The 23,106-nt window shown below is 63.8% G+C and carries 19 protein-coding genes; 9 read left to right on the top strand and 10 right to left on the bottom strand.

Going from position 1 to position 23,106, the window contains the following annotated elements; all coding sequences use genetic code 11:
- Positions 1-86: 86 nt before the first annotated feature.
- Both D7S89_RS22620 and D7S89_RS27570 read right to left on the bottom strand, forming a co-directional pair.
- Complete coding sequence (locus tag D7S89_RS22620) at positions 87-1,742, bottom strand: NRAMP family divalent metal transporter (RefSeq protein WP_121281115.1); 1,656 nt, start codon at positions 1,740-1,742, stop codon at positions 87-89.
- A gap of 99 nt (positions 1,743-1,841) precedes the next feature.
- Positions 1,842-1,991, bottom strand: coding sequence for a hypothetical protein (locus D7S89_RS27570; RefSeq protein WP_183085313.1), 150 nt, complete (start codon positions 1,989-1,991; stop codon positions 1,842-1,844).
- Positions 1,992-3,072: 1,081 nt separating this feature from the next.
- On the opposite strand from D7S89_RS27570, the gene D7S89_RS22610 reads away from it, so the two are divergent.
- Positions 3,073-3,261: a hypothetical protein gene (locus D7S89_RS22610; protein ID WP_121281113.1), complete on the top strand. Its 189-nt coding sequence runs from the start codon at positions 3,073-3,075 to the stop codon at positions 3,259-3,261.
- Positions 3,262-3,296: 35 nt separating this feature from the next.
- Here the strand turns inward: D7S89_RS22610 and D7S89_RS22605 are convergent, their stop codons facing one another.
- Positions 3,297-4,070 carry a Mut7-C RNAse domain-containing protein gene (locus D7S89_RS22605; RefSeq protein ID WP_121281112.1) on the bottom strand — a complete coding sequence of 258 codons (774 nt, stop codon included), beginning with the start codon at positions 4,068-4,070 and terminating at the stop codon, positions 3,297-3,299.
- A gap of 118 nt (positions 4,071-4,188) precedes the next feature.
- On the opposite strand from D7S89_RS22605, the gene D7S89_RS22600 reads away from it, so the two are divergent.
- Together D7S89_RS22600 and D7S89_RS22595 are read left to right on the top strand one after the other, a co-directional pair.
- Positions 4,189-5,061 carry an NAD(P)-dependent oxidoreductase gene (locus tag D7S89_RS22600; RefSeq protein WP_121281111.1) on the top strand — a complete coding sequence of 291 codons (873 nt, stop codon included), beginning with the start codon at positions 4,189-4,191 and terminating at the stop codon, positions 5,059-5,061.
- Positions 5,062-5,181: 120 nt separating this feature from the next.
- Positions 5,182-5,823 (top strand): LysE family translocator, encoded by a 642-nt coding sequence (locus D7S89_RS22595; RefSeq protein ID WP_121281110.1) that lies wholly within the window; start codon positions 5,182-5,184, stop codon positions 5,821-5,823.
- A 101-nt stretch (positions 5,824-5,924) separates the two neighbouring features.
- Here the strand turns inward: D7S89_RS22595 and D7S89_RS22590 are convergent, their stop codons facing one another.
- Entirely contained in the window at positions 5,925-7,178 is a 1,254-nt protein-coding gene (locus D7S89_RS22590) for an MFS transporter (RefSeq protein WP_121281109.1), read from the bottom strand.
- A 95-nt stretch (positions 7,179-7,273) separates the two neighbouring features.
- On the opposite strand from D7S89_RS22590, the gene D7S89_RS22585 reads away from it, so the two are divergent.
- Complete coding sequence (locus D7S89_RS22585; RefSeq protein ID WP_121281108.1) at positions 7,274-8,200, top strand: LysR family transcriptional regulator; 927 nt, start codon at positions 7,274-7,276, stop codon at positions 8,198-8,200.
- Between the two features lie 112 nt (positions 8,201-8,312).
- On the opposite strand, the gene D7S89_RS22580 is transcribed toward D7S89_RS22585, so the two are convergent.
- Together D7S89_RS22580 and D7S89_RS22575 are read right to left on the bottom strand one after the other, a co-directional pair.
- A complete protein-coding gene (locus tag D7S89_RS22580) occupies positions 8,313-9,569 on the bottom strand; it encodes a DUF3443 domain-containing protein (RefSeq protein ID WP_121281107.1) in 1,257 nt (418 codons plus the stop codon).
- A 13-nt stretch (positions 9,570-9,582) separates the two neighbouring features.
- Positions 9,583-10,038 carry a DUF2844 domain-containing protein gene (locus tag D7S89_RS22575; RefSeq protein ID WP_121281106.1) on the bottom strand — a complete coding sequence of 152 codons (456 nt, stop codon included), beginning with the start codon at positions 10,036-10,038 and terminating at the stop codon, positions 9,583-9,585.
- 601 nt (positions 10,039-10,639) lie between these two features.
- On the opposite strand from D7S89_RS22575, the gene D7S89_RS22570 reads away from it, so the two are divergent.
- A complete protein-coding gene (locus tag D7S89_RS22570) occupies positions 10,640-10,996 on the top strand; it encodes a response regulator (RefSeq protein WP_245983149.1) in 357 nt (118 codons plus the stop codon).
- A gap of 209 nt (positions 10,997-11,205) precedes the next feature.
- Here D7S89_RS22570 and argC read toward each other — a convergent pair whose 3' ends face one another.
- Positions 11,206-12,156 (bottom strand): N-acetyl-gamma-glutamyl-phosphate reductase, encoded by a 951-nt coding sequence (gene argC, locus D7S89_RS22560; RefSeq protein WP_121281103.1) that lies wholly within the window; start codon positions 12,154-12,156, stop codon positions 11,206-11,208.
- A 165-nt stretch (positions 12,157-12,321) separates the two neighbouring features.
- Positions 12,322-12,915 (bottom strand): YbhB/YbcL family Raf kinase inhibitor-like protein, encoded by a 594-nt coding sequence (locus D7S89_RS22555; protein ID WP_121281102.1) that lies wholly within the window; start codon positions 12,913-12,915, stop codon positions 12,322-12,324.
- A 283-nt stretch (positions 12,916-13,198) separates the two neighbouring features.
- Here D7S89_RS22555 and D7S89_RS22550 point away from each other — a divergent pair, with 283 nt between their 5' ends.
- A complete protein-coding gene (locus tag D7S89_RS22550) occupies positions 13,199-13,903 on the top strand; it encodes a response regulator (RefSeq protein ID WP_121281101.1) in 705 nt (234 codons plus the stop codon).
- Positions 13,904-14,050: 147 nt separating this feature from the next.
- Here D7S89_RS22550 and D7S89_RS22545 read toward each other — a convergent pair whose 3' ends face one another.
- Together D7S89_RS22545 and D7S89_RS27975 are read right to left on the bottom strand one after the other, a co-directional pair.
- Entirely contained in the window at positions 14,051-14,737 is a 687-nt protein-coding gene (locus D7S89_RS22545) for an orotate phosphoribosyltransferase (protein ID WP_121281100.1), read from the bottom strand.
- Positions 14,738-14,863: 126 nt separating this feature from the next.
- Positions 14,864-15,670, bottom strand: coding sequence for a hypothetical protein (locus tag D7S89_RS27975; protein ID WP_147426744.1), 807 nt, complete (start codon positions 15,668-15,670; stop codon positions 14,864-14,866).
- Between the two features lie 409 nt (positions 15,671-16,079).
- On the opposite strand from D7S89_RS27975, the gene D7S89_RS22535 reads away from it, so the two are divergent.
- From D7S89_RS22535 to D7S89_RS22525, 3 genes are all read left to right on the top strand, one after another.
- Positions 16,080-18,347, top strand: coding sequence for an NADP-dependent malic enzyme (locus D7S89_RS22535; RefSeq protein ID WP_121281098.1), 2,268 nt, complete (start codon positions 16,080-16,082; stop codon positions 18,345-18,347).
- 309 nt (positions 18,348-18,656) lie between these two features.
- Positions 18,657-21,428: a TonB-dependent receptor gene (locus D7S89_RS22530; protein ID WP_245983147.1), complete on the top strand. Its 2,772-nt coding sequence runs from the start codon at positions 18,657-18,659 to the stop codon at positions 21,426-21,428.
- A 70-nt stretch (positions 21,429-21,498) separates the two neighbouring features.
- The gene (locus D7S89_RS22525) at positions 21,499-23,097 is read left to right on the top strand and encodes a thioredoxin family protein (RefSeq protein WP_121281096.1); all 1,599 of its coding nucleotides are present in this window, start codon (positions 21,499-21,501) and stop codon (positions 23,095-23,097) included.
- Positions 23,098-23,106: the final 9 nt, after the last annotated feature.

The following is a 23,106-nucleotide window of genomic DNA, read 5'->3' as shown; positions in this document are numbered from 1 at the left end:
GCCGCGCCCAACTTTTGACCGGGTCAGGCCGGGGCCGCTCTGGGATAGGGCGGCTGGGCCTGGTCAAACAACAGCTTGTTAGTTCGTTAGTGCATCGCCATCTGCACGACCTTGACGATGACGAGTCCGACTGCGATCACGAGATAGCCGCGCAGTGCCCCCATCCATACGCGCGTCGCCAGCGTGACATTCGGCGCTTCGAGCTCTTCGAGCGGCGGCATGCGCCAGTGGGTGCGCAGCTTGGCGCGCTTGGCCGCGTCGAGACCATCGTTCGATGCGGTGTGTTCGCGCGTGGCGCGGCGGCGCAATTCGGTGGCCGCATAGCCGGCCGCGAACACCGCGATGCCCCCTACGAGGATCTTGACGATGGCAGCGCCCGAGATGTCCGGGTAGACCGTGGCTGCGGTCAGAATGATCGACAGCACGACGAGCACGGCGATCACAGCGCCCGTGAACAGATTGAGCCGCTTCGAATTGACCCACGGCCCGAGCACAGCCTTGTCGTTGCACAGCAGGAGCAGGAATACCGTCGCGCTCGGCAGCAGCACGCCCGCGAGCGTCTGCACGGCTTCGGTCAACAGGCCCAGCGGGCTGCCAGGCATCAGCACGAGTCCGGCGGCCAGCGCGATGATCGCGAAGTACACGAGGTAGAAGCCCTTTGCATCGAGCACGCCGCGATGCAGCGAGTGACGGATGCGGAACACGTCGCCGATCGCATAGGCCGTCGACAGCGAGACCGCAGCCGCGCCGATGATCGACGCATCGAGCAGCGCCACGGCGAAGATCGTCGCCGACGTCTGGCCCACGTACTTGTGCAGCCCGGCGATGATGCCGCCTGCATCGGTGAAGTTGCCGAACTCCGGACGGCCTGCGAACAGCGCGGCCGAGAACGCCATCATCGCGACGCCGCCGATGATCACGAACACGATGCCGATCCACAGGTCGGCCTTTTCGTACTTCATGAAGCGCGGCGTGATGCGCTTGTCGACGACATAGCTTTGCTGGAAGAACAGCTGCCACGGCGCGACGGTCGTGCCGACGATGCCGATCACGAGCAGCATCACGTCGGAGAGCTTCGAGTTCTTCGGCCAGGTCGGCACGAAGAAGTCGCGAGCGATCGCGTGCACGGGCGGGTGGATCGAGACGAGCACCGGCACGAGCAGCAGGCTCAGCAGACACAGCACGATGGCGAACCGCTCGAAACGCCGGAAATTGCCGGTACTCACCGCAGCCATCGTCAGGACGGCGGCGATGCAGACACCGAGCACCTTCGAGACGCCCAGGTAGTCGAGCGCGAACGTGATGCCGATGAACTCGGTGACGATCGTCAGCGCATTGAGCAGGAACAGGTCGATGACGCTGAACGCCCCCCAGAACTTGCCGAAGCGTTCGAAGATCAGGCGGGCGTGGCCCACACCGGTCACCGCACCGAGACGCAGGACCATTTCCTGATTGACGTACAGCACCGGAATGAGCAGCGCGAGCGTCCAGAGGAGCGTCGTGCCGTAGTTCTGGCCGGCCTGCGTGTAGGTGCCGAATGCGCCGGCATCGTTGTCGCCGACCATCACGATGAGGCCGGGGCCGAGGATCGCGAGCAGCGTGCGCAGGCGCGCCATCCAATTGCCGCGCGGCGCCGTATCGTGATGCGCGATCGTGCCGAAGGCGCCTTGAATATCGCCGACATGGGCTTCGTCGAGCACGGCGGTGCGTGCCTGGGCGAGGTTTGCTGGTGTGGTTGACATGTTCTAGTTGTCCTGGTGATGCTTGATGCCTCGTACGACCTGCCTGCTATGCGCGCAAGCGCAGCGCGACAGGCCGTACGGGTGATCGATTCGGCGTCTTCAGCGCGTGAATGCGGCGAGGGCCGTGCGCAGCGCGGCAACGAGACGAGCGGCAAGCGGCGTATGCGTGCGGTGCGAGACCATGACGTTGTATTGCGCGCGAGCGTCGTCGACGTGGGGCAGCGATGAAACGAGCAGAGCGAATTGCATGGCGATTTCCTTGTGCGTTGGCGAAGCGAAAAATTCCGAGAGCGGGCGCCTGAGGGGCCTTGGCTCGTCGGTTTCGGTTCGCATCAGGCCGATTGATCGGCGTGACGCAAAGGAACGCATGCGGCCTTGGTGTCAGGCGAAGTGGACCGGCCGTGGCGTGCGGGCACGCCAGGTCGGAGATCGACTAGGGTCGGGGTCGGACACGGCGAGCTCCTTTTCGTTTTCGCATCGGGATTCGCGTACAAAGCGCAGCCCAATGGGTTTTGACGCGCGTCGCCCAGCCTGCCGGGCGTGCTGGACGCAAGGCATGCAAAGCGGCGCGAACGAGCGGCGTCGCAAGCCCGAAGGCTCGCAACGCCAGACCATTCGGACGAACGTGAGCACGGTGGCGCACGTGTCTAAACGGCGGCCATTCGAAGAGATGCGCGGGAGGTGCTACAGAAGAAATACTGCGACGCGCACCGTCTGCCTGATTGGCGAGACGGCGGCTATGGGGAAATCAGCTCGGACGTCTTGCGACTCAGGCAGAAAAACTGTTCGAAGGTCGACTACTGCAACTGTCCAAGGCATATGCCCCATTTGTGGAATTGGCTGAATTCTAGTTGCCCGCTTCAATACGAGTCAACACTAATTTGAGATGCTGTGGCGCTTTCCTCCACGAAGTGCGCGCTGGGCACCGTTTCGGTATGCAAAACGTCGCGGCATTGGGTTGTGGCATGGGTCACAAGTTCGCGGCGGGATCGAAGTGACGAATTTCCTCTTGTCTGATGAAAGGTGGCAGGCATAGAATCCGCGCTGGTTTCAATCGACGGAGTCCTTCTTGGACACACCTTCTTGTAGTCGACCTTCGATGCCGGTTCGTGCCGGCACCCACTTCGCAATCGCGCGTTAGCGACCGGTTTCCTTTCCGCCGCCGACCCGCATTGCCGGGTCAGCGCGCTTCCCTTTGCAGGCTCAACGGGCCTGCCTAGTCCAGCCCGCTCCCAAGACAGACGACCGCCTGCGCGCATGGTTTGCCGCGTGTGTGCGCGTCGCCCTTGAACGTTGTCCGCCTGCAGGCGGACTCAACGGGAGTTGCATCATGCATATCGAACGCTTTCTGCGCGAATCGCGCGTCTATTTGTTCGCGCCGCTTGCCGCGACGCGGACGTACCTCACATCCGATACGGAGCTCACGTTGCACGTGCCAGCCGACGCGTCGCGCGTGTCGCGCACCGATCGGGCTGCTTCGCGCGGCATGATCGAGGCTGAACGGGCACCCGCGCCATAACGGCAGCAAGCGGGCGAAGAAACGCGGCGCTTACCCTACGGGTCAAGTGCGTGAGCCGTCCGCGATGACCGAACGACCGAATCGACGAGCGTGCGCATGCGCTTCCAGTGTGAGCCCTCCCAGAAGATGCGCCGGCAGACGTCGCACGTGACGAACTGCGCCTGCCGCTCCAGCACGCCTTCGGGCACACGGCCGATCACGTCGCTTTTGTCGATGCGTCGCAGCGGTACGTTGCACGACAGGCAGAGCCGGAACGGATGTGCACTGCGTGCGAGATCGAGCCGGTCGAACAGCTCGCGCAATTGCACTTCTGGCTTGAGCGCGCGCACATAGCAGCCGTGCGTGATCGTGCGGCGCTTGAGCAACTCGCGATCGCGTGTCAGCACGATGCGGCCTTCGGCCGAGGCGAGTGCTTCGATTGCCTCGTCGGCGAAGTGGTTGTCATACAGCGTGTCGAAGCCGGCCAGCCGCAGCAGATTGGCGAGGCCACCGAGATGGGCGTCGGCGACGAACCGTATCGCGCGCAGCGGCTCGGCCCGCACACGCAGCAGCGGCGTCACGTCGAGCGTCTCGAACTTCGGGTAGACGGCCACGCGGTCGCCGTCCTCGAGGACGCGATCGAATCCCACCGATTCACCGTTCACGAGGATCAACTCGACTTCGGTGTGCGGCACGCCGAGCGCTTCGATCATGTGCTTGGCCGTGGCGGCGCGGGCGCACACGCAGCTGAACGCGCGCCGGCGCAGCGGCCGGGCGAGAAAATCGTTGAGCTCCTCGTAGAAGCGGAAAGTCGCGGTAACGGGCTGCATCGCTGCAGTATCGCACCGCGGCGCGCGATGCGTTCAGGACCCGTTTGCGCGGTGCCCGGCGAGCTTCGCGCATCCGTGCTCTACTCCACAGTTCTTGCGAACCGGACAGGAGCGATCGATGGATATCGGCTTTATCGGCCTCGGCGGCATGGGCCACGCGATGGCGGAAAACATTCTGAAGGCAGGACACCAGGTGCGCGTGTGGAATCGCACGCGCGAACGCGCGGAGCCGCTGGCGGCGTTCGGTGCCACGATCGTCGACGAGCCGGCTGGCGCGTTCTCGGGCGATGCCGTGCTGTCGATGCTGGCTGACGATGCGGCCGCGCGCGAGGTGTTCGATGCGGCGCTGCTCGAGCACGCGCCGCGCGATCTCGTGCATGTGAACCTGGCCACGGTGTCGGTCGCCCTGGCCGAGACGCTCGCGCACGAACATGCAGTACGCGGCATCCACTATGTGGCTGCGCCCGTGATGGGGCGCCCCGACGTGGCGGCTGCGGGCAAGCTCACGGTCATCGCGGCGGGCTCGGCCGAAGCGATCGACCGCGTCCAGCCGATCTTCGATGTGATCGGCCAGAAGACCTGGCGCATCGGTTCGCTGCCGCAGCACGCGAACGTCGTGAAGCTGGCGGCGAATTTCACGCTGGCCGCCGCGGTGGAGACGATGGGCGAGGCGTCCGCGCTACTGGCCGGGCACGGCGTCGCGATGGCGGATTTTCTCGATGTCATCACGTCGAGTGTTTTTCCGGGCCCGGTGTACTCGGGCTACGGCCGGATGATTGCCGAAGGGCGCTACGAACCGGCGATGTTCAAGGCTCGGCTCGGCCTCAAGGATGTGCGGCTCGCGCTGGCGGCCGCCGACGCGTGCTCGACGCCGCTGCCCGTGGCTAGCGTCGTGCGCGACAGCCTGCTCGAGGCGATGGCGCACGGCGACGGTGACAAGGATTTCGCCGTACTCGGCAAGGTGGCGGCGCGACGCGCAGGCCGGGAGTGATGGCGGGCGCTGGCAGGGTGGGATGCGGCAATACGAGTGTGCCCGACGGGGGCTGCCGATCGGGCGCATAATCCATGCTTCATCCCGCCACGCCACGAAAGAACAGGAGAACTGAAGTTTATGAGTCTGCACACCTGGTGGCTGTTCGTTGCCACTGTCTTTGTCGTTTGCGCGATTCCCGGCCCCAACATGCTGGTCGTGATGACCCATAGCGCGCGGCACGGCCTGCGCTGTGCAACGGCCACGATGGCGGGCTGTCTGTCGGCCGTCGTGCTGATGCTGTGCGTTTCGGCAGCGGGCCTCGGCGTGTTCCTGAAAGCATGGCCGACGATGTTCGATGCGTTGCGCCTGATCGGTGCCGCGTATCTCGTCTACCTCGGCGTGAAATCGTGGCGGGCGAACGTTCAGGACGCGGCACCCGAGGCATCGGACGAAGCGGCCGGTGGTCTCAAGGTCGTGCGCTCCCCGTGGGCGCTCTATCGCAACGGTTTTCTCGTTGGGAGCAGCAACCCGAAGGCGATCCTCTTCGCGGCCGCGCTGCTGCCGCAGTTCCTCAACGCGGCCGAGCCGACGTTGCCGCAGTTCGGCATCCTCGTTTCGACGTTCGCGGTGATCGAAGTCAGTTGGTATCTGGTCTACGCGGGTTTTGGCGCGCGCATCGGCGCAACGCTCAAGAGCGAGCGCGTGGCTCGCGCGTTCAACCGCCTGACGGGCGGCGTATTCGTCGGCTTTGGCGCGATGATGGCGCTCGTGCGGCACTGACGCGACTTCTTGTCCGATCAGCCTGAAATGACGAGGGCGGCACGGCATGACCGGCCGCCCTCGCTGTTTTGCGATACCTCAATACGCCTGCTATCTCCTGCTTATTCGTCGTGCGCCCCCGGCAGCAGGCCGAGCACAAATGCACTGGCCGCGAACGCGAGCGCGACGCCGCACACGCCGCTCCACCCGTACCAGGCCCAGCCCATACCTGCCAGCGACGCCCCTAGTGCGCCACCCACGAAAAAGATCCCGACGAACAAACCGTTGAGCCGGCCACGCGCGGCTGGATTCATCAGGTTGATGGCGCGCCGGCCCAGCGTTTGATCGGTGACGACTCCCGCGTCCAGCGTGGCCGCGCTCGCGACGAGCAGCCCGAGGGCGAGCACGCGGTGCGCATGCGCGTCGAAGCCGAACCAGTCCGCGCCTGCCATGCCGGCGGCGAGCAGGGCCGCCAGCATGCTCGCATGACCGAGCCGCAACGCGGCCGGCCCCTGTTGGCGATCGCCGCAATAGCCAGCCAAGGGCGTGACGACGACGCCGGCTGCACCAGCCAGTGCAAACCATGCGAGGTCATAGAAGCTGAACCCGAACGGCGCCTGAGCCAGCCGCAAACCGATCGCCGTCCAGAATGCGCTGAACGCGCCCATCGCCAGCGCGGCCGACAGCGAGCGCCGTTGCAGCACGCGCTCGGTGCGGAGCAGTGTCGCTAGCGAACGCAGTAGTGTCGAGTAGCGCGTGTGCACGAGCGGAACGCGGCGCGGCAGCTGCGCGGCGAGCACGCAGGCGAGCAGGGCATTGGCTGTGGCTGCAATACCGTAGAACGCGCGCCAGCCGATCGAGCCGGCCACGAGGCTGGCGAGCGGACGCGACAGCAGGATGCCGAGCATGAGCCCGCTCATCACGTTGCCGACCGCGCTGCCGCGGCGCGCTTCGGGTGCCATCGACGCGGCCATCGGCACGAGCATCTGGATCACGCTCGAACTCGCGCCGGCCAGGAAGACGGCCGCGAGGAACAGCATCCCGGAGTGCGCGAGCATCGCGATCGCGAGCAGGGCCGAGCAAGCGGCGAGCGTGCGGACGACGAGCCGTCGGTTCTCGATCAGATCGGTGAGCGGCACCAGCAGGACGAGGCCAAGCGCGTAGCCGAGCTGCGGCAGCATGGCGATCAGGCCCGTGAGACCGGGCGGCAGCGCCAGAGCGTGGCTGATCGGTCCGGTCAACGGCTGGGCCGCGAACAGGTTCATGACGATCACGCCGATCGAGGTGGCGAACAAGATCGTGAGCGGCGTCGTCAGCGGGCGCGCCGGCTCGGCGGCCGCCGCGGTGGCGTGGGTCAGTTCGGCAGGGTGATTCATCAAGCATGTCCATAAGCGTGGCGGAACACTCATCGTAGGGTTTGGACATCTATGCGACAATTGAAATATGTCTATATTGATTATGCGAGATTGTTTTGAATACGCGTGATTTGCAGGCGTTCGTGGCGGTGATCGACAGCGGCTCGATGGTGCGTGCGGCAGCCAAGCTCCATTTGACGCAGCCGGGGTTGACTCGTCGTGTGCAGAACCTCGAGACGGCACTCGGCGTGCCGCTGCTCGACCGGCAAAGCAAGCCGCTGAAGCCGACGGGCACGGGCAAGGAGGTGTATGCGCTCGCGCGCGCGGTGCTGCGCTCGGTCGACGATTTGATGGCCGTCGCCGCGCCCGACAGCGAACCGGCCGGCGAACTCAAGATCGGCGTGCCGCCGTTTTTGTCCGATTTGGCGCTTGAAGCGCCGATCGATCGGCTGCGCGCGGCGTTCCCGAATCTCACGCTGCGCGTGACGGCGGGTTGGTCGCCGGCGCTGCTCGAGCGCGCGCTGCGCGCCGAAGTCGACGCGTCGGTGGTGATGATGCCGGCGTCCTTCACGCTGCCCGATGGGGTGGCGGGGACGCTACTGGCCGTGCAGCGAACGCTGATCGTCGCGCCTCGCACGTTCGATCTGCCCGGTGTCGAGCGTGGCAAGCAGGCGGTGACGCGCCTCACGTTCGAGCAACTGTCGCGCTATCCGTGGGTGCTCAACCAGGATGGCTGCGGCATGCGCTCGGCGCTGGCACGCGCGCTACAGACGGCCGGCTTGCCGTTCGAGGTGGCCGTCGAGGCGTTCGGCTCCGAGTTGCAGCTTTCGCTCGTCGCGCGCGGTGTCGGTCTTGGCGTCGTCACGCCGGGCGCGCTCGAGCGCAGTGCGCATCGTGACTCGTTGCGGATCGTCGAGGTGCCGCAATTCGCGGGCGGGCTCAACGTATGGCTCGTGCACGGAACGTTGCCTGGGCGGCTCATGCGGCCGATCGCCATGCTGCGCGACGCGTTGGTCGACGTGCTCGCGCGGGAGGAAAGGTAAGGTAAGGTAAGGCGGGAAAGGGCGGGTTACCAGCGCCGGGCCGCCGGGCGGGACCCTGGTAGCGCGTGACGAGCGCACGCCGCGCCAGGCGCGGCGGCGTGCGCTCGCAGTCTCAGTAAGCGAAATACGGTCCGGCGCCGCCCGGCGTGCTCTGCTGCTCGATAGCCGCGTAGACGTTGCGGCCATAGAAGAAGGGCAAGCCCCAATCGAACACCGTCGAGCCGACGAACGCGGGACCGGCCAGCAGCGGCATCGCCGCATCGCCGGCCGAGCTTTGCGCGAGGGCGCTCGCATTGCCGACGCTGAACGTGACCGCGCTCGTCGTGCCGTTCACGCCGAAGTTGGTGGCGTCCAATTGCTCGGTCGACGACGGACAGTAGTACGAACTATTCGGGCTCGCGCACGTCGGGATCTGCGTCGTGGCGAAGAACAGGCCGGTCGAGCCGCTGTCGATGATGCTGTTCGTATAGCTCGTGCCGTTCTGCGTCGTCGTGAACACGCCTTTGCGTGGATCGACGCCGATCACCTGCGCGTTGCCGAGTGCATTGTTGGCCGCCGTGCCGATGCCGAAGATCAACTCTCCGCTGGCCGTTTGCGCGCCGCCGCTCGGCACGGACGGCAGGCTCACGATCACGCCGTTGTTGTCGGTGCTGAAATACGGCACGGGGTTGGCCACTTGCAGCGTCTCGGCCACGGCAATCGACGTACAGGTTCCCGCGCACGTGTAGTAGGTGCCCGCGATGGGCTGTTGTGCGCAGGCCGCACCGCAGTCGTGCTTGAACACGCCGATGCCGAGGATGCCGTTCGCGGCGAGCAGGCTCGGTGTATTGCGGGCCACCCCTGTGTTGGCGCAGCCTGCGGGAATGCTCGAGTAGTTCGGATCGATGACCTGAACCGGTAGCGAGTGCGCAGTCTCGCCCGCGATCTTCACGTCGGCTGTCCGCACGGCGCCCCACGTGTAGCCGTCGAAGAACTGCATGCACTCGGCCAACGGATTGCCGCTGCCGTCGGTTTCCTGCGGAAGGGGGACCGACGCCGGCAATTGCGAGGCGAATACACGCAGGCCCCACGAGCCCGTATCGACGAGTACATGGTCGATGGTCTGGCAATTGGCCGTGCCTGGCGTGCACACCGTGATGCTGACGAATGGCATGTTGGGTGTGCCCGACACCCCGCCATCGACGACGATGGCCGCGGTGTTGGCTATCGGCGCGACCGAGTTGGTCGTCGAGTTAGTCGTATTGCTGGTGGTGTTGGTGGTAGACGCCGGCGCGGCCGAGCCGCCTCCACCTCCGCCGCCACAGGCCGCGAGAAGGATCGCGCTCAAGCAGAAGAGGGTGGCCGAGGCGACGCGAGAGAAGTGACGCATGCTTCGTTCCCCTTTATTGAATGACGCTGACGTCGACGCCGGCCGGCACCGCCGACGGCAGGTACGCGTGGCCGGCAAACGCGCGCAGATGGCCGGCCGAATAAACGACGAGGTCGCTGTCGGCGACGGCGAGCGGGTTGGCGCGGCGGATGAGGTTCGCGTTCACGTAGCGGTCGAACGCCGCGCCCAGTGTGGCCTTGAGGTCGGGCAATGTCGGCCCGTTCCAGGCCACGCCGAACACGATGCCGGTCTGCGCGACGTATTCGCGCACGACCGTGCCCGAGGGGAGTTCGATCGTATGGACGGTGTAGGCGGCTTGCACGGCGCTGACATGTCGTATGGCGCGCATGTTGGATTCGTCTTGCGAGACGGAGGCGGCGGTTTGCCCTAGCGTTGCATGAGCTTGCGGCGCGAGGCACGCCGCACCGAGCAATGCCATAGCAATGCCCGTATAAAGACTCGGTTTCACGGCAGATTTCCTTGCAATCAAAAGCGCAGACGAAACACGTCGGCGCACAACGGAAGACGCATGTCGGCGCACGGTTCAAACGGCACCAGGCTGCGACCCCTGCGAGCTACAGCCGCGTCTACGGAGCAAGGACGCGCGAACTTTAGCGGCGCCACCGGCTGAAAGGCATGAAAGAAGAGGGGAATGCCAAACGTTTGCGTACAAGGTCGAACGAATGATTGGCTATAGACCGTTCGACATATGCAAGGAAAGCGTTGATTATTGGCGCTAGGCGCGCGGTTTCGACGTTTTATTGCGTTTGAAACGAACGACGGCATAGCGCATTGGCAGAGCGCGAAAAAAATCTTTGCAAAGGATCGGAAAATCGCCTTATTTTTAATTATTCGCTGAACATCGGCATGCGAACAGGCGTTTAATACAAAAATTCGGAGTCCGATGAAATTTTTCGTTGCGACCCTTCAGCTTCATTTGACACGTGTGGCCCGCAGCGAGGTTTGACGAAACGATGAAGACGGATTGGCATGGAAAGGAGCCGCGTCCAACGGCGGTGAAGGCAACGCAGCGCGCTGTGGCGCACTCCGCTGTCCGCAAGCAGGTTCTCGTGGCCGACCCTGATGACGAAGCGCTCACGGAACTAGTGAATCTGCTCGACAGCCTGGGCTACGAAACGATTGCCGTACACAGTGTCGAGCAAGCACTGGAATTCGCGCAGCAGCATTTGCCCGACGCAGTGCTTGTCGAGATCGCCGCGCAGCAGCTAGAGGGGCTAGAGGGCCTCGATGCAGCGCGACCGCTTCGCGAGCTCGCGGGCGGCAGCCCGTTGCTGTTGATTGCGCTGACGGGCTGGGGCCAGCCGCAGTATCGGCAGATGGCGCTTGCGGCCGGCTTCGATGTGCATCTCGTGAAGCCTATCGGCGTCGATCAGCTCAGCTTTTTGCTGTCGATGACGTTGGTGTGACAGTGATATTTGTTGCGGGAAGGCAACGTGATGGACGCTGTTGCTTGGTCTTGTTGCGTTGCACCAAGTCGTTTGCTAAAGTCCGAAGCGTCTCCTCCATGTCTCCTCTGATATGGATTCAGCCCGCCTCACAAGGCGGGCTTTTTTTTCGCAATAAAAAAGCCGGCTGATGCACCGGCTTTGTTGTGACCAATGCTGGGCAGAGCCAGTCAGCGTTGCAAGCCCGTGTCTTCGGCCGCGCCGATCGCGAGGTTCATGCACTGGATGGCCGCGCCCGAGGCGCCCTTGCCGAGGTTGTCGAGCCGCGCGACGGTCACGAAGCGCTCCTCATTGCCGAACACGAACAGGTCGACGCGGTTCGTCTCGTTGTTGGCCTGCACGTCGAAGAAACCGGCGTCGAGGTTCTGCTCCGCATCGAACGGCATCACGCGCACGAACGCTTCGCCCGCGTAGTACTCGGCATACAGCGCTTGCACGTCGCGCGGCGTCACGCGCTTGGCAAGCTGGTTCGGCGAGAAGTAGGTCGTGACGGCCAAGCCCTTGTAGAAGCTGCCGACGATCGGCGTGAATACCGGCGCGTGTGCGAGGCCCGTATGCGCGGCCATCTCCGGCAAGTGCTTGTGCGCAAGCGCGAGCGCGTAGGGGCGTGGGCTGTCCAACTTGGCATCGCGTGTGGCGGCTTCGTAGTCGGCGATCATCTTCTTGCCGCCGCCGCTATAGCCCGTGATGGAGTAGCAATGCGCGGCGAAGTCGGGCGCCACGACACCGGCTTCCACGAGCGGACGCATCCCCAGTACGAACGCGGACGCATGGCAGCCCGGCACCGCGATGCGCTTGGCCGTGCGCAGCCGTTCGCGCTGCGCGCGCGCGAGTTCGGGTAGGCCGTAGGCCCAGTCGGGGCTCGTGCGGAATGCGGTGCTCGCATCGATGAGGACTGTCTTGTCGTTCTCGACGAGGCTCGCCGATTCGCGCGAGGCGACATCGGGCAGGCACAGGAACGTGACGTCGGAGGCATTGATGAGCTTACGCCGCTCGTCGAGGTCCTTGCGCTTGGCTTCGTCGATCCGCAGGATCTCGACGTCGGCTCGTCGCGACAGGTATTCATAAATCTTCAGGCCCGTTGTGCCTTCCTGTCCGTCGACGAAAACTTTCGTGCTCATTTCGATCTCGCTGGGTTACTCGGATTGACAAATGGCGCGCGCAGGGCGCCGAAACCGTGATTTTACGGCTTTCGTGAGAGATGACGAGAAAATTGCGGTGCGTCGCAGCAAGTTGCCGTGAAAAGCGAGCGTGTACAGCCCACCGTGAGCAGCCCGCCGCGGTCGTCAACGACCGTATTCGACCGTCAGCTTGGCCGAGCCGAGCGCCGTCGTTTGGATTTCGTGGTCGAACATCACCGGCGGGCGGTCCGGCGCAAGCCGCAAGTCGGTCGTGCCGAGCGCGTAGACGGTGATCACATAGCGATGCGGTTTGCCGGGCGGCGGGCAGGGGCCGCCATAGCCGTCGGCGTCGTAGTCGTTGCGCGCCTCGAATGCATGGATGCGTTTCAGAAAGCCCGAAGCGCTGGCGTTCTCGGGCAGTTGCGTGACGCTGGCGGGGATGCCAGCCACAGCCCAATGCCACCAGCCTTTGCCCGGCGCGTCGGGATCGAACATCGTCACGGCGAAGCTCCTGGTGCCCGGTGGCGGATTCCTCCACGATAGCTGCGGCGAGCGGTTGCCGCCCGTGCAGCCGTCCTTGTCGTAGACCTGCTGCGCGTCGACCCGGCCGCCTTGCAGGCTCGTGCTCGTGACCGTGAACGACTGTGCCGCCGCCTGCGCGGCGAGCGTGGCCAGGCATGCCGCCATTGCGGCTTGGCGTGCCGGACGCCGCTTGAAAGCCGAAGATGCCGATGTCACAGCCGAGCCGTGCTTGTGCATGAGCCGGTTCCTTGTCGATGAAAACAGGAAGAGCGCGCCGCCGCTGTCGCAATTAGCCTTTCAGCCGGCTGTCCGACGCTATGATCGAGTCTAGCATTGCAATTTTTTGTGCGGTCGGGTTGGATATCGCGTGGCGTACGCCCATAGGCGAGCGAGGCGAGGCATAGTGTGGGGCGTTCGAGGCTATCGGCGGGGAAGGTCGAGCGATACAAGTATGGATAAATCAATGTCGGTTTGCGCGAACGAACTTTCAGGAAAGGAGTTGTCTGCCTGTTCCCCGGCCATGAGCAACGGTCGCCGAATTCGTGTCGTCATTGCCGACGACCATCCCGTGATCCTGCTCGGCGCGCAGCATGCGCTCGCGCAGTTTCCCGACGTCGAGGTCGTCGCGCAGGCGCGCCAGTCGACGGAGCTCGTCGATGTGCTGACCCGCGTGCCGTGCGACGTGCTCGTGACCGATCTGGCCATGCCAGGTGGCCGCTACGGCGACGGCCTGCCGCTCGTCGGCTATATCCGGCGTCACTTTCCGGCGCTGGGGATCGTCGTGCTGACGATGCTTGAAAATGCGGCGCTGCTGAAGCGTCTGAAGGACATAGGCGTGATTGGCGTCGTCAATAAGTCCGACGATCTCGCCCATATCGGGCTGGCGATCCGCTATGTGACGCAAGGGGTGGAGTATGCGAGCCCGGCTGTGCGTGCGGTGTTCGACATGCTGCGCGCCAACGCGGGCGGCCGGGTCGATGACATGCTGCTGTCGCCGCGCGAGATCGAGGTCGTGCGGCTGTTCGTATCCGGGCTGACGGTCAAGGAGATTGCGGTCCATTTGAATCGCAGCATCAAGACGATCAGTTCGCAGAAGACGCGCGCGCTGCAGAAGCTGGGGCTCGAGCGCGACTCACAACTGTTTCAGTACGCGCAGAGCGCAGGGCTCATGAATCTCTCGTCGGCAGAGGGGGCGGTGCCGGCAGGGGGCAGCGGCGAGCCGTGAGTGAGGCAGCGCGCCGCGACGCGCGTTGAGCTTATGTCTGAAAAAAACAAAGCCGCTCGTCCCAGGACAAGCGGCTTTTTTGTCGATTCATAGCGGATCGGGCAGCCCGTTTCGCGCGGGCCCGCCGTCATTGACCGACCTACTGCGTTACTGCGGCGTAGCCGTAGCCCCACCGTGTGCGGCCGACCATTCTGCCGGCGCGTGCAGGAACTTCTCGACTTCGTCGAGCGTCTTCGTATCGAAGTAGCCCGAGGCCTTGGCTACGCGCAGCACATCCCACCACGTCGCGAGCGCGTGCAGGTCGACGTCGATGTCTTTGAGCACCGACACGCTTTCCTTGAAGATGTTGTAGTGAAACAGCACGAAGCAGTGGTTCACGTGCGCGCCCGCCGTGCGCAGCGCATTGATGAAGTTGATCTTGCTGCGGCTGTCGGTGGTCAAGTCCTCGACGAGCAGCACGCGCGAACCTTCCTCGAGATGGCCTTCGATCTGCGCGTTGCGGCCAAAGCCCTTCGGCTTCTTGCGCACGTATTGCATCGGTACCATCAGGCGATCGGCGATCCAGGCCGCAAACGGGATGCCGGCCGTTTCGCCACCGGCGACGGCGTCGATCTGCTCGTAGCCGACGTCGCGCAGGATCGTCGTTTCGGCCATCTCCATGAGGCCACGACGCACGCGCGGATACGAAATGAGCTTGCGGCAGTCGATATAGACCGGGCTTGCCCAGCCGGAGGTGAAGATGAACGGCTTCTCGGCGTTGAAGTGCACCGCCTGCACTTCGAGCAGCATCTTGGCGGTGATATCGGAGATCGTTTGGCGATCGAAGCCTGTCATGGGCAAATCCTTCGGTGATAAGCGGGAGGCGGGCGGGAGCGCCCGTGGTGCAGGCACGGGGGCTGCACGCGTAACGAAGTATTTTACCCGAGTTGGCCGGCCGGCCGGCGGTCACTGAGCGTGGGGCTACGATGATGCGGTTGACGGCGTGGCCCGCATGGCAAGAGCCGCGAGCCTTCTATTTCGAGCCAGGCCGTGGCGGAGCAAAAGTTCTAGCAGCGTCACGAACTGGCTTCCCTGCGGTTGAGTGGGCCGTTCCGTTGCGATGGCGTGCCGCAAGCTTGAAACGTAGGTGACCGGGTACTGCGCCTGTTCGATCGCCGGCAAGCCTTGGTAGTGCTCGATGCACTCGACGAAAAAGCGCGTGTGTTTGCCGGTCGTTGCATACTCAGGGCCGGATCGTGCGATGGCCTGTCTACGCCAGGTTTCTTCCTGGTCGAAGGCTTCCTGCCACGCGGCATGTCGTTCGTTGACGGTAAATGCGCCACCTTCGTCGTAGGCAATGATCAGGAGTTGATGGCGCGTCATCCCTTTGAACGGGTTCTCGGCCAGACCGTGAGCAAAGGCTGTGGCTTGTTTCGCCGAGGCTGCGGACTGTGGAGCGTCGGATTTCGGAGCCTCAGCGTCGTGTTCCGGCCGATTGGAACGCCAGGGCGTGCCCATGATTTGATTGGCGAGCGCGCGGGCCTTCCGCGCGAGCGCTTGGCGATCGAGGCTGGCGTCTCGCGAGTCCGCGCGCAAGGTGGCTTCACTCAATCTCTGCGCCAGCGTCGAAATGGTGACCTCACGGTTGCCGGTGGTGGCGGATGGGGGAGTGATTTCGGCTGCGTCAAGACCCGAGTCGGTCTGAACTCGGGGCAAGCTTGGGGTATGTGCGCCGATGTGGTAGCTGCTGATTCGAAGTCCCACGGTGACTTCATGTAGAGCAATCACGAGTGTCGTTCTCCATAACGCGGTGTGGATCGGCAGAACTGTCCCGTGATGCTGTGATGGCGGTTGATATCGCGGAGGACTCCCCCCGGAAATTCGGACTAACGTAGGCTGGGCAGAGAAGCGATAGCCGGCCAGCAAGTGGTGATCGATAGCGCGCTGTCCCGCGGGAGCGGCGCCCGGTCGGACAAGCACAGATATGCTGGTGTAAGGCAACAAAGATTAGGGGGTGTACACTAGCACCCCCGCAAAACGCTCACGCGCCGTCTCGCTACCCGCGAAGACGCCGCAGCGCGCCCACACGGCGTGAAAAAAGGCTGCTGCAGTCGACACTTATCTGACATCTGACTAGCCAGGAGCGGCCCCGGCGCGAGCGTGCCGGCCCAAATTCATTACGTCTCGCAGGTCAATCATGGACGAACAACTGAAGCAAAGCGCCCTCGCGTATCACCAGAATCCGAAGCCCGGCAAGATCTCGGTCACGCCGACCAAGCCCCTGTCGAACCAGCTCGATCTCTCGCTCGCGTACTCGCCTGGCGTCGCCGCCGCGTGCGAAGCGATCCACGCCGACCCGCTCGACGCGCAGAAGTACACCTCGCGCGGCAACCTCGTCGGCGTCATCACGAACGGCACGGCCGTGCTCGGTCTCGGCAACATCGGCCCGCTCGCAGCCAAGCCCGTGATGGAAGGCAAGGGCTGCCTGTTCAAGAAGTTCGCCGGCATCGACGTCTTCGATATTGAGTTGTCCGAATCGGATCCCGACAAGCTCGTCGACGCCATCGCGATGCTCGAGCCGACGCTCGGCGGGATCAACCTCGAGGACATCAAGGCGCCCGAGTGCTTCTACATCGAGCAGAAGCTGCGCGAGCGCATGAAGATTCCGGTCTTCCACGACGACCAGCACGGCACCGCGATCATCGCCTCGGCCGCGATCCTGAACGGCCTGAAGGTCGTCGGCAAGGATCTGGCAAGCGTCAAGCTCGTGTGCTCGGGCGCCGGCGCGGCGGCCATCGCGTGTCTCGACTTGCTGGTCAAGCTCGGTCTGTCGAAGCAAAACGTGCTCGTCGCCGACTCCAAGGGTGTCATCTATGAAGGCCGCGGCAATCTCGATCCGTCGAAGCAGCGCTACGCCGCCGTGACCGACGCGCGCACGCTCGGCGATGCGATCAAGGGCGCCGACGTGTTCCTCGGCTGCTCGAGCGCGGGCGTGCTCAAGCCCGAGATGGTCAAGGAGATGGGTACCAAGCCGCTGATTCTCGCGCTCGCGAACCCCGAGCCCGAGATCCGCCCCGAGGACGCCAAGGCCGCACGCCCCGACGCGATCATCGCCACGGGCCGTTCCGATTACCCAAACCAGGTCAACAACGTCCTGTGCTTCCCGTTCATCTTCCGCGGCGCGCTCGACGTCGGCGCGACGACGATCACCGAGGAGATGAAGCTCGCCTGCGTGCGCGCGATCGCCGAGCTGGCCGAGGAAACCGATCAGGGCGATGAAGTGGCGAAGGCGTACGAAGGTCACTCGCTCGAATTCGGTCCCGACTACCTGATTCCGAAGCCGTTCGATCCGCGTCTGATCATGAAGATCGCGCCGGCCGTCGCGCAAGCGGCAATGGACTCCGGCGTGGCGACGCGCCCGATCCAGGACATGGACGCCTACCGCGAGCAGCTCGGCGCCACGGTCTATCGCACGGGCATGGTCATGCGCCCGGTGTTCGCCGCGGCGAAGGGCAAGGCCGCGCGCATCGTGTTCGCCGAGGGCGAGGACGAGCGCGTGCTGCGCGCCGCGCAGTTCGTGCTGACGGAGCGCATCGCCAAGCCGATCATCATCGGGCGTCCGGCCGTCGTCGAAATGCGTCTGAAGAAGATGGGCTCGAAGCTCAAGTGCGGTGTCGACTTCGAAATCGTGAACCCCGAGGACGATCCGCGCTTCCAACAGTGCTGGCAGGCGTATCACGAGATCGGTGCGCGCGACGGCGTGACGCCCGAGGTCGCCAAGGCCGCGATGCGCAAGTCGAACACGCTGATCGGTGCGATGCTCGTGCACCTGGGCGATGCCGACGGCCTGATCTGCGGCATGATCGACTCGTACCACAGCCATCTGAAGTACATCGATCAAGTGCTGGGCCGTGCGCACGATGCCGACCACTTCGCCGCGATGAACCTGCTGATGCTGCCGGGTCGCAACCTCTTCATCTGCGACACGTATGTCAACGAGGTGCCGAGCGCCGAGCAGCTCGCCGAAATGGCGATCCTCGCGGCGCGCGAAATCGAGCGTTTCGGCATCGTGCCGAAGATCGCCTTGCTGTCGAACTCGAACTTCGGCAGTGCGCCGACGTCCTCGTCGCAACGCATGGCCGCCGCACGCAAGCTGATCGCCGAGCGTGCCCCCGAGCTCGAAGTCGACGGTGAAATGCATGGCGATGCCGCGTTGTCGGAGGCAATCCGCAAGCAGTCTTTCCCAGGCACCACGCTCACGGGTGAGGCGAACCTGCTGTTGATGCCGAACGTCGAGGCGGCCAACATCACCTACAACCTGCTGAAGATGGTCGGCGGCGAAGGGGTGACGGTCGGGCCGTTCCTGCTCGGTGCGGCCAAGCCGGTGCATATCCTCACGCCGGCGGCTACGGTGCGACGCATCATCAACATGACGGCCGTCGCAGCGGCCAACGTGGGCGCCTGATCGTGCACGCGTAGCCATGCGTGCCGCGCATCGGCACGACCCACCGAAAGGCGGCTGTCCGTAAAGGGCAGCCGCCTTTTTTATCTGGGCTGCCGACCGTTGGTGGCAACTTCAGAAATCGTCACATTGATATGAGTAACTATCATTGGACGTTGTTTCGTTGCGGCTCTTACATTATGAGTTCTGCATAAAAATGCAGACCCATATTAAAAGCAGAGGGGGTAACTCTGCTCAATAAAAACAATGAGCCGCGAGATGGAATACATCCCTTCGATAAGAAAAGCATTCGTACTGCTAAGTCTAGTTGGCTTGTCGTCGATCACTGCGAATTCCGTCTGTGCCCAGGCCATTCCTTCCGGGGCAAGTTCGGTCAATCCGCCCCCTGCTGAAGTCGCGAGCGCACCGAGCGCCGCCAGTGCTGCGGGTGCGGTCAAAGAGAAAGAGCTCGCCCACAATGGGACGATCGGCCTCGAAAAAGTCGTTGTGACGGGCTCCCGTATTCCCCGCTCGGAAAAAGAAGGGGCGACGAGCGTTACCGTCATTACCGCCAAGGACATCGAGGCGAAGGGGTACAGAAACGTCTTCGATGCCATCGCTCAGCAGACTCAGAATACCGGCTTTACGCAAGGGGCCGATTTTGGCAATACCTTTACGCCGGCCGCGAATACGATCAGCTTGCGAGGGTTGGGACCGAACCATACGCTGGTATTGGTCGATGGGCGCCGCGTCGCCGATTATCCGGTTCCATACGATGGGAACGTCAACTTCGTCAATCTCGCGAATATTCCTTCCGAGATGATCGATCGGATCGAGATCCTGAATGGGCCAGGGTCGGCCGTTTACGGCTCGGACGCCATCGCGGGTGTCGTCAACATCATCATGAAGAAGCACATCGACGGCCTCGAGTTCAATGTGAAGGGCGGCACGACCGAACGCGGCGGCGGCGCCAATGCCCGTGTGCAGATTTCGGGCGGCAAAGAGATCGGCAACCTGAGCACGGTGTTCGGCATCGAGCTCAGCAAGACCAATCCGATTTGGGCCAGCCAGCGCGACTTCATGTCGTCGTCGACGCTCGAGGGCGAGGTGCCGACCACCATCTGGTCGCGCCAAAATCTCGACTCGGGGCAATACCTCGGTGCACCCGGCGCCTGCGGTGCCCTCACCGGCATCGGCGCATTCGGCGGGACGGTTTCGACCGTCAATAAGCAGGCTGGCTCCTACTGCGGTAGCGGCAAGGCACAGCCCGACTTCTGGACCGTGCAAACGAACAACACGAGCGAGAACCTCTACGGCGGCCTCGAATATCGCCTGAACGACAAGACGACGCTGTTCGGTTCGGTCTCGGCGGCATGGGATCAGACGCAGAACAACACACGCGGGCCGAGCTGGACCTCCGCGAAGGCGACGACGGGTTTCTTCTTCGATCAGACGACCGGCGCCAACGAGCAGTGGATGAAGCGCTTTGCGCCGGAGGAGATTGGCGGCGCGTCGACGTGGAACAAGGAATGGAACGACGCGTTCGGCAATATCACGGTCGGCGTGCGCGGGGCGATCGGCAACAGCAGCTGGAACTACGAAGCGGCTTATAACGCGTCGGGCTACCAGAGCCGTCAGACCACGCCGCGTCTGCTCTCGAGCATCGATACGTATTATCTCGGGCCGCAACTCGGCCTCACGGCGGGCGGAACGCCGATCTACGCACCGAACCCGGACCGCTTCGCCACGCCGCTCACACCGGGGCAGTTCGCGTCGATGTATGGCGAATCGGCGAGCCAGGACAACTCGTGGACGCAGAATGTGACCCTCAGCGCCAACGGCGATCTGTTCAAGCTGCCGGCCGGCATGCTCAAGGCGGCAGGGACGCTCGAATTCGGCACCCAGGGCTTCAGCAATTCGCCTGATCCGTTGATCAATCAAGGCGCGTACTACAACTCGAGCGATGCAGAACACGCGAGTGGTTCGCGCAAACGCTACGCCGCCGCGCTGGAATTCGACGTGCCGATCATCCGGCAGCTCAATGCCACGCTGGCGGGCCGCTACGACGATTACGCGTTCAGCGGGAAAAACGAAGCGCAGTTCACCTACAACGCGGGGCTCGAATTCCGGCCGGTGAATACCTTTCTGGCGCGCGGCTACTATGGCACGAGCTTTCGCGCGCCGGACATGAACTACCTCTTTCAGGGGCAGACGAAAGGCTACTATCCGAGCACGACGGACTATTACCGATGCAATCAGGCCGGCGAGCCGATCGGCAACTGCGAGTTTGCAAACGTCTCGCCGGGCGCCAACTACATTCAATCCGGCAACGATACCCTGAAGCCCGAGAAAGGCACCTCGTGGGGTTACGGTTTCGTCTTCTCGCCGACACCGGATCTCGATTTTTCGGCGGACTACTACAACATCCGCATCGACAATCTCGTGACGGTGATCGACCCGGACAATCTGCTGCGAACGGAGTCGGCATGCCGCACGGGGCAGCTCAACATCAACTCGCCCGATTGCCAGGATGCGCTGCGCCGCGTGGTGCGTAATCCCCTCACCGCGGTGCTGGACCCCGGCGCGATCAACGTGCTTCTGGTCAATCCGATCAACGCGGCCATGGAGCGCACGAGCGGCTTCGACCTGGGCGGGAAGTGGCGTTGGCGCACGCATGGATACGGCACGTTCCTCTGGACGCTGAATTACACGAAAGTCCTGAGCCACAAGTATCAGCAATTCGCGAATGGTCCCACGCAGGATTTGCTGCACTCGTTGCAGAATCCCACGGGCAATCCCGAGTTCCCCGACAAGCTGGCGGTGAGTCTGACCTGGTCGATTCCCAAATGGACCTCGACGCTTCAGGTCGAGCGCTACGGCAAGGTGCCGAACGCGGAACAGACGGCGTATCTCTCGCCGACCGCGCTGGCGAACCTGAGCGTGTCGCATGAGTTCACGAAGAACGCGTCGTTGACGCTGATCGTCAATAACTTGATGAACACGATCAAGCACGACGACTCGGGTGGCTGGCCATACTACGATGTCGGCTATTACATGCCGTATGGACGCACGTGGTGGCTGGAGTTCGATTACCGCTTCCGCTGAAGCGACACGGCCGACGTTGACGGATCGGCATCGGCTCAGACATAAATGGACCTCTCGAGAGCAAAACATAATGAAGACTCGGTCTCGCATGCTCGCACTGGCGACGCTGCTCACCGTATCGGCGGCCGGTTTTGCCGCCGCAGCACCCGGAACATCCGCTACACCGGCTACGCCCGCCGCATCGGGCGTCCACTTGCCGCCCGGCATCGCGTGGCAGCAGGGGGACGTGGATGCCGCGTTCGCGTTGGCGAAGGCATCCAATAAGCCGTTGCTGTTGTACTGGGGGGCCGTCTGGTGTCCGCCCTGCAACCAGGTGAAAGCGACGATCTTCAGCCGTCAGGCGTTCAAGGATCGCTCCTCGTTTTTTGTGCCGGTTTATCTGGACGGCGACACCGAGAGCGCGCAGAAGCTCGGCGAACGATTCAAGGTGCGCGGCTATCCGACGATGATCCTGTTCACGCCCGACGGCACGGAAATCACGCGGCTGCCGGGTGAAGTGGATATCGACCGATACATGCAGGCGTTGTCGTTGGGCTTGAACGCGGCACATCCATTCAAGCAGACATTGGCGGCAGCGCTGCAGGGCAACGCGCAGCTCAAGCGCGATGAGTGGCGCATGCTGGCCGACTACTCGTGGGACACCGACGGCGATCTGCCTGTGCCAGGCGACCGGATCGCTACGACGTTGCAGACGCTGTCCGCTCACGCGAAGGCCGACCATGCCGGCGCCGAGGCGTTGCGTCTTGAACTGAAGGCGATCGAGTCGGCGGCCTCGAACGATCCCAAGCAAAGCGGGACGCTCGACAAGGCCAGTGCGCTGGCCGCTCTTCATCAGGTGTTGCAGGATGCGAAGCTGAGTCGCGACAACTTCGACATACTCGTCGCGAATCCGGCTGACGTTACCGCTTACCTGGGCGGCCAAGGCTCGCCGGAGCGTGCTCGTTTGGCCAAGACGTGGACCGACGCGCTCGCGCGCCTGGCCACGGACGCCTCGCTGTCGACGACGGATCGACTCTCGGCCGTGCAAGGCCGCGTGGATCTGGCGCGGCTCGATGGACCGAAGGGGGCGCCGCTTGCCAAGCCGCTCATCGATGAAGTTCGCCGGCAGACGGCCGCCGCCGACAAGGCGACGACCAACGTGTATGAGCGGCAGTCGGTGGTCAGCGAAGCCGCGGACTTGCTGACCGACGCAGGGCTTATCGACGAATCCGATGCGTTGGTGAAGGCATCGCTGGCTCGGTCGCCTGCACCTTACTACCTGATGTCGAGGCTCGCGTTGAATGCGAAGGCGCGCGGCGACAAGGCGGGGGCACTTGCCTGGTACAAGCAGGCTTATGACGCGTCGAGCGGCCCGGCCACCCGGCTGCGTTGGGGGGCCGCCTATATCGGCGGTGTGATCGAATTGTCGCCGGACGACACGGCACGCGTGCAAGGCATCGCGACGAGTCTGCTGACCCAGGTCGGCCAGACGCCCAACGCGTTTTATGGTTCCAATCGCGGCGCGCTGGCGAGGGTCGTCGCGCGGCTCGCGCAATGGAACAAGGGCGGCGCGCACGAAGCGACGGTGAAGGAAGTGGCCAAGCAGTTCGAGCAAACGTGCGCCAAGCTGCCGGCCGGCGATCCGCAGGTGGCGACGTGCAAGGGGTTGATTCAGCCGCTCAAGGCTTGAACGCGCACG

Origin of the sequence: Trinickia fusca (assembly GCF_003628145.1) — a bacterium.
Taxonomy (GTDB): domain Bacteria; phylum Pseudomonadota; class Gammaproteobacteria; order Burkholderiales; family Burkholderiaceae; genus Trinickia; species Trinickia fusca.
This window is presented reverse-complemented; position numbering and strand designations above follow the sequence as displayed.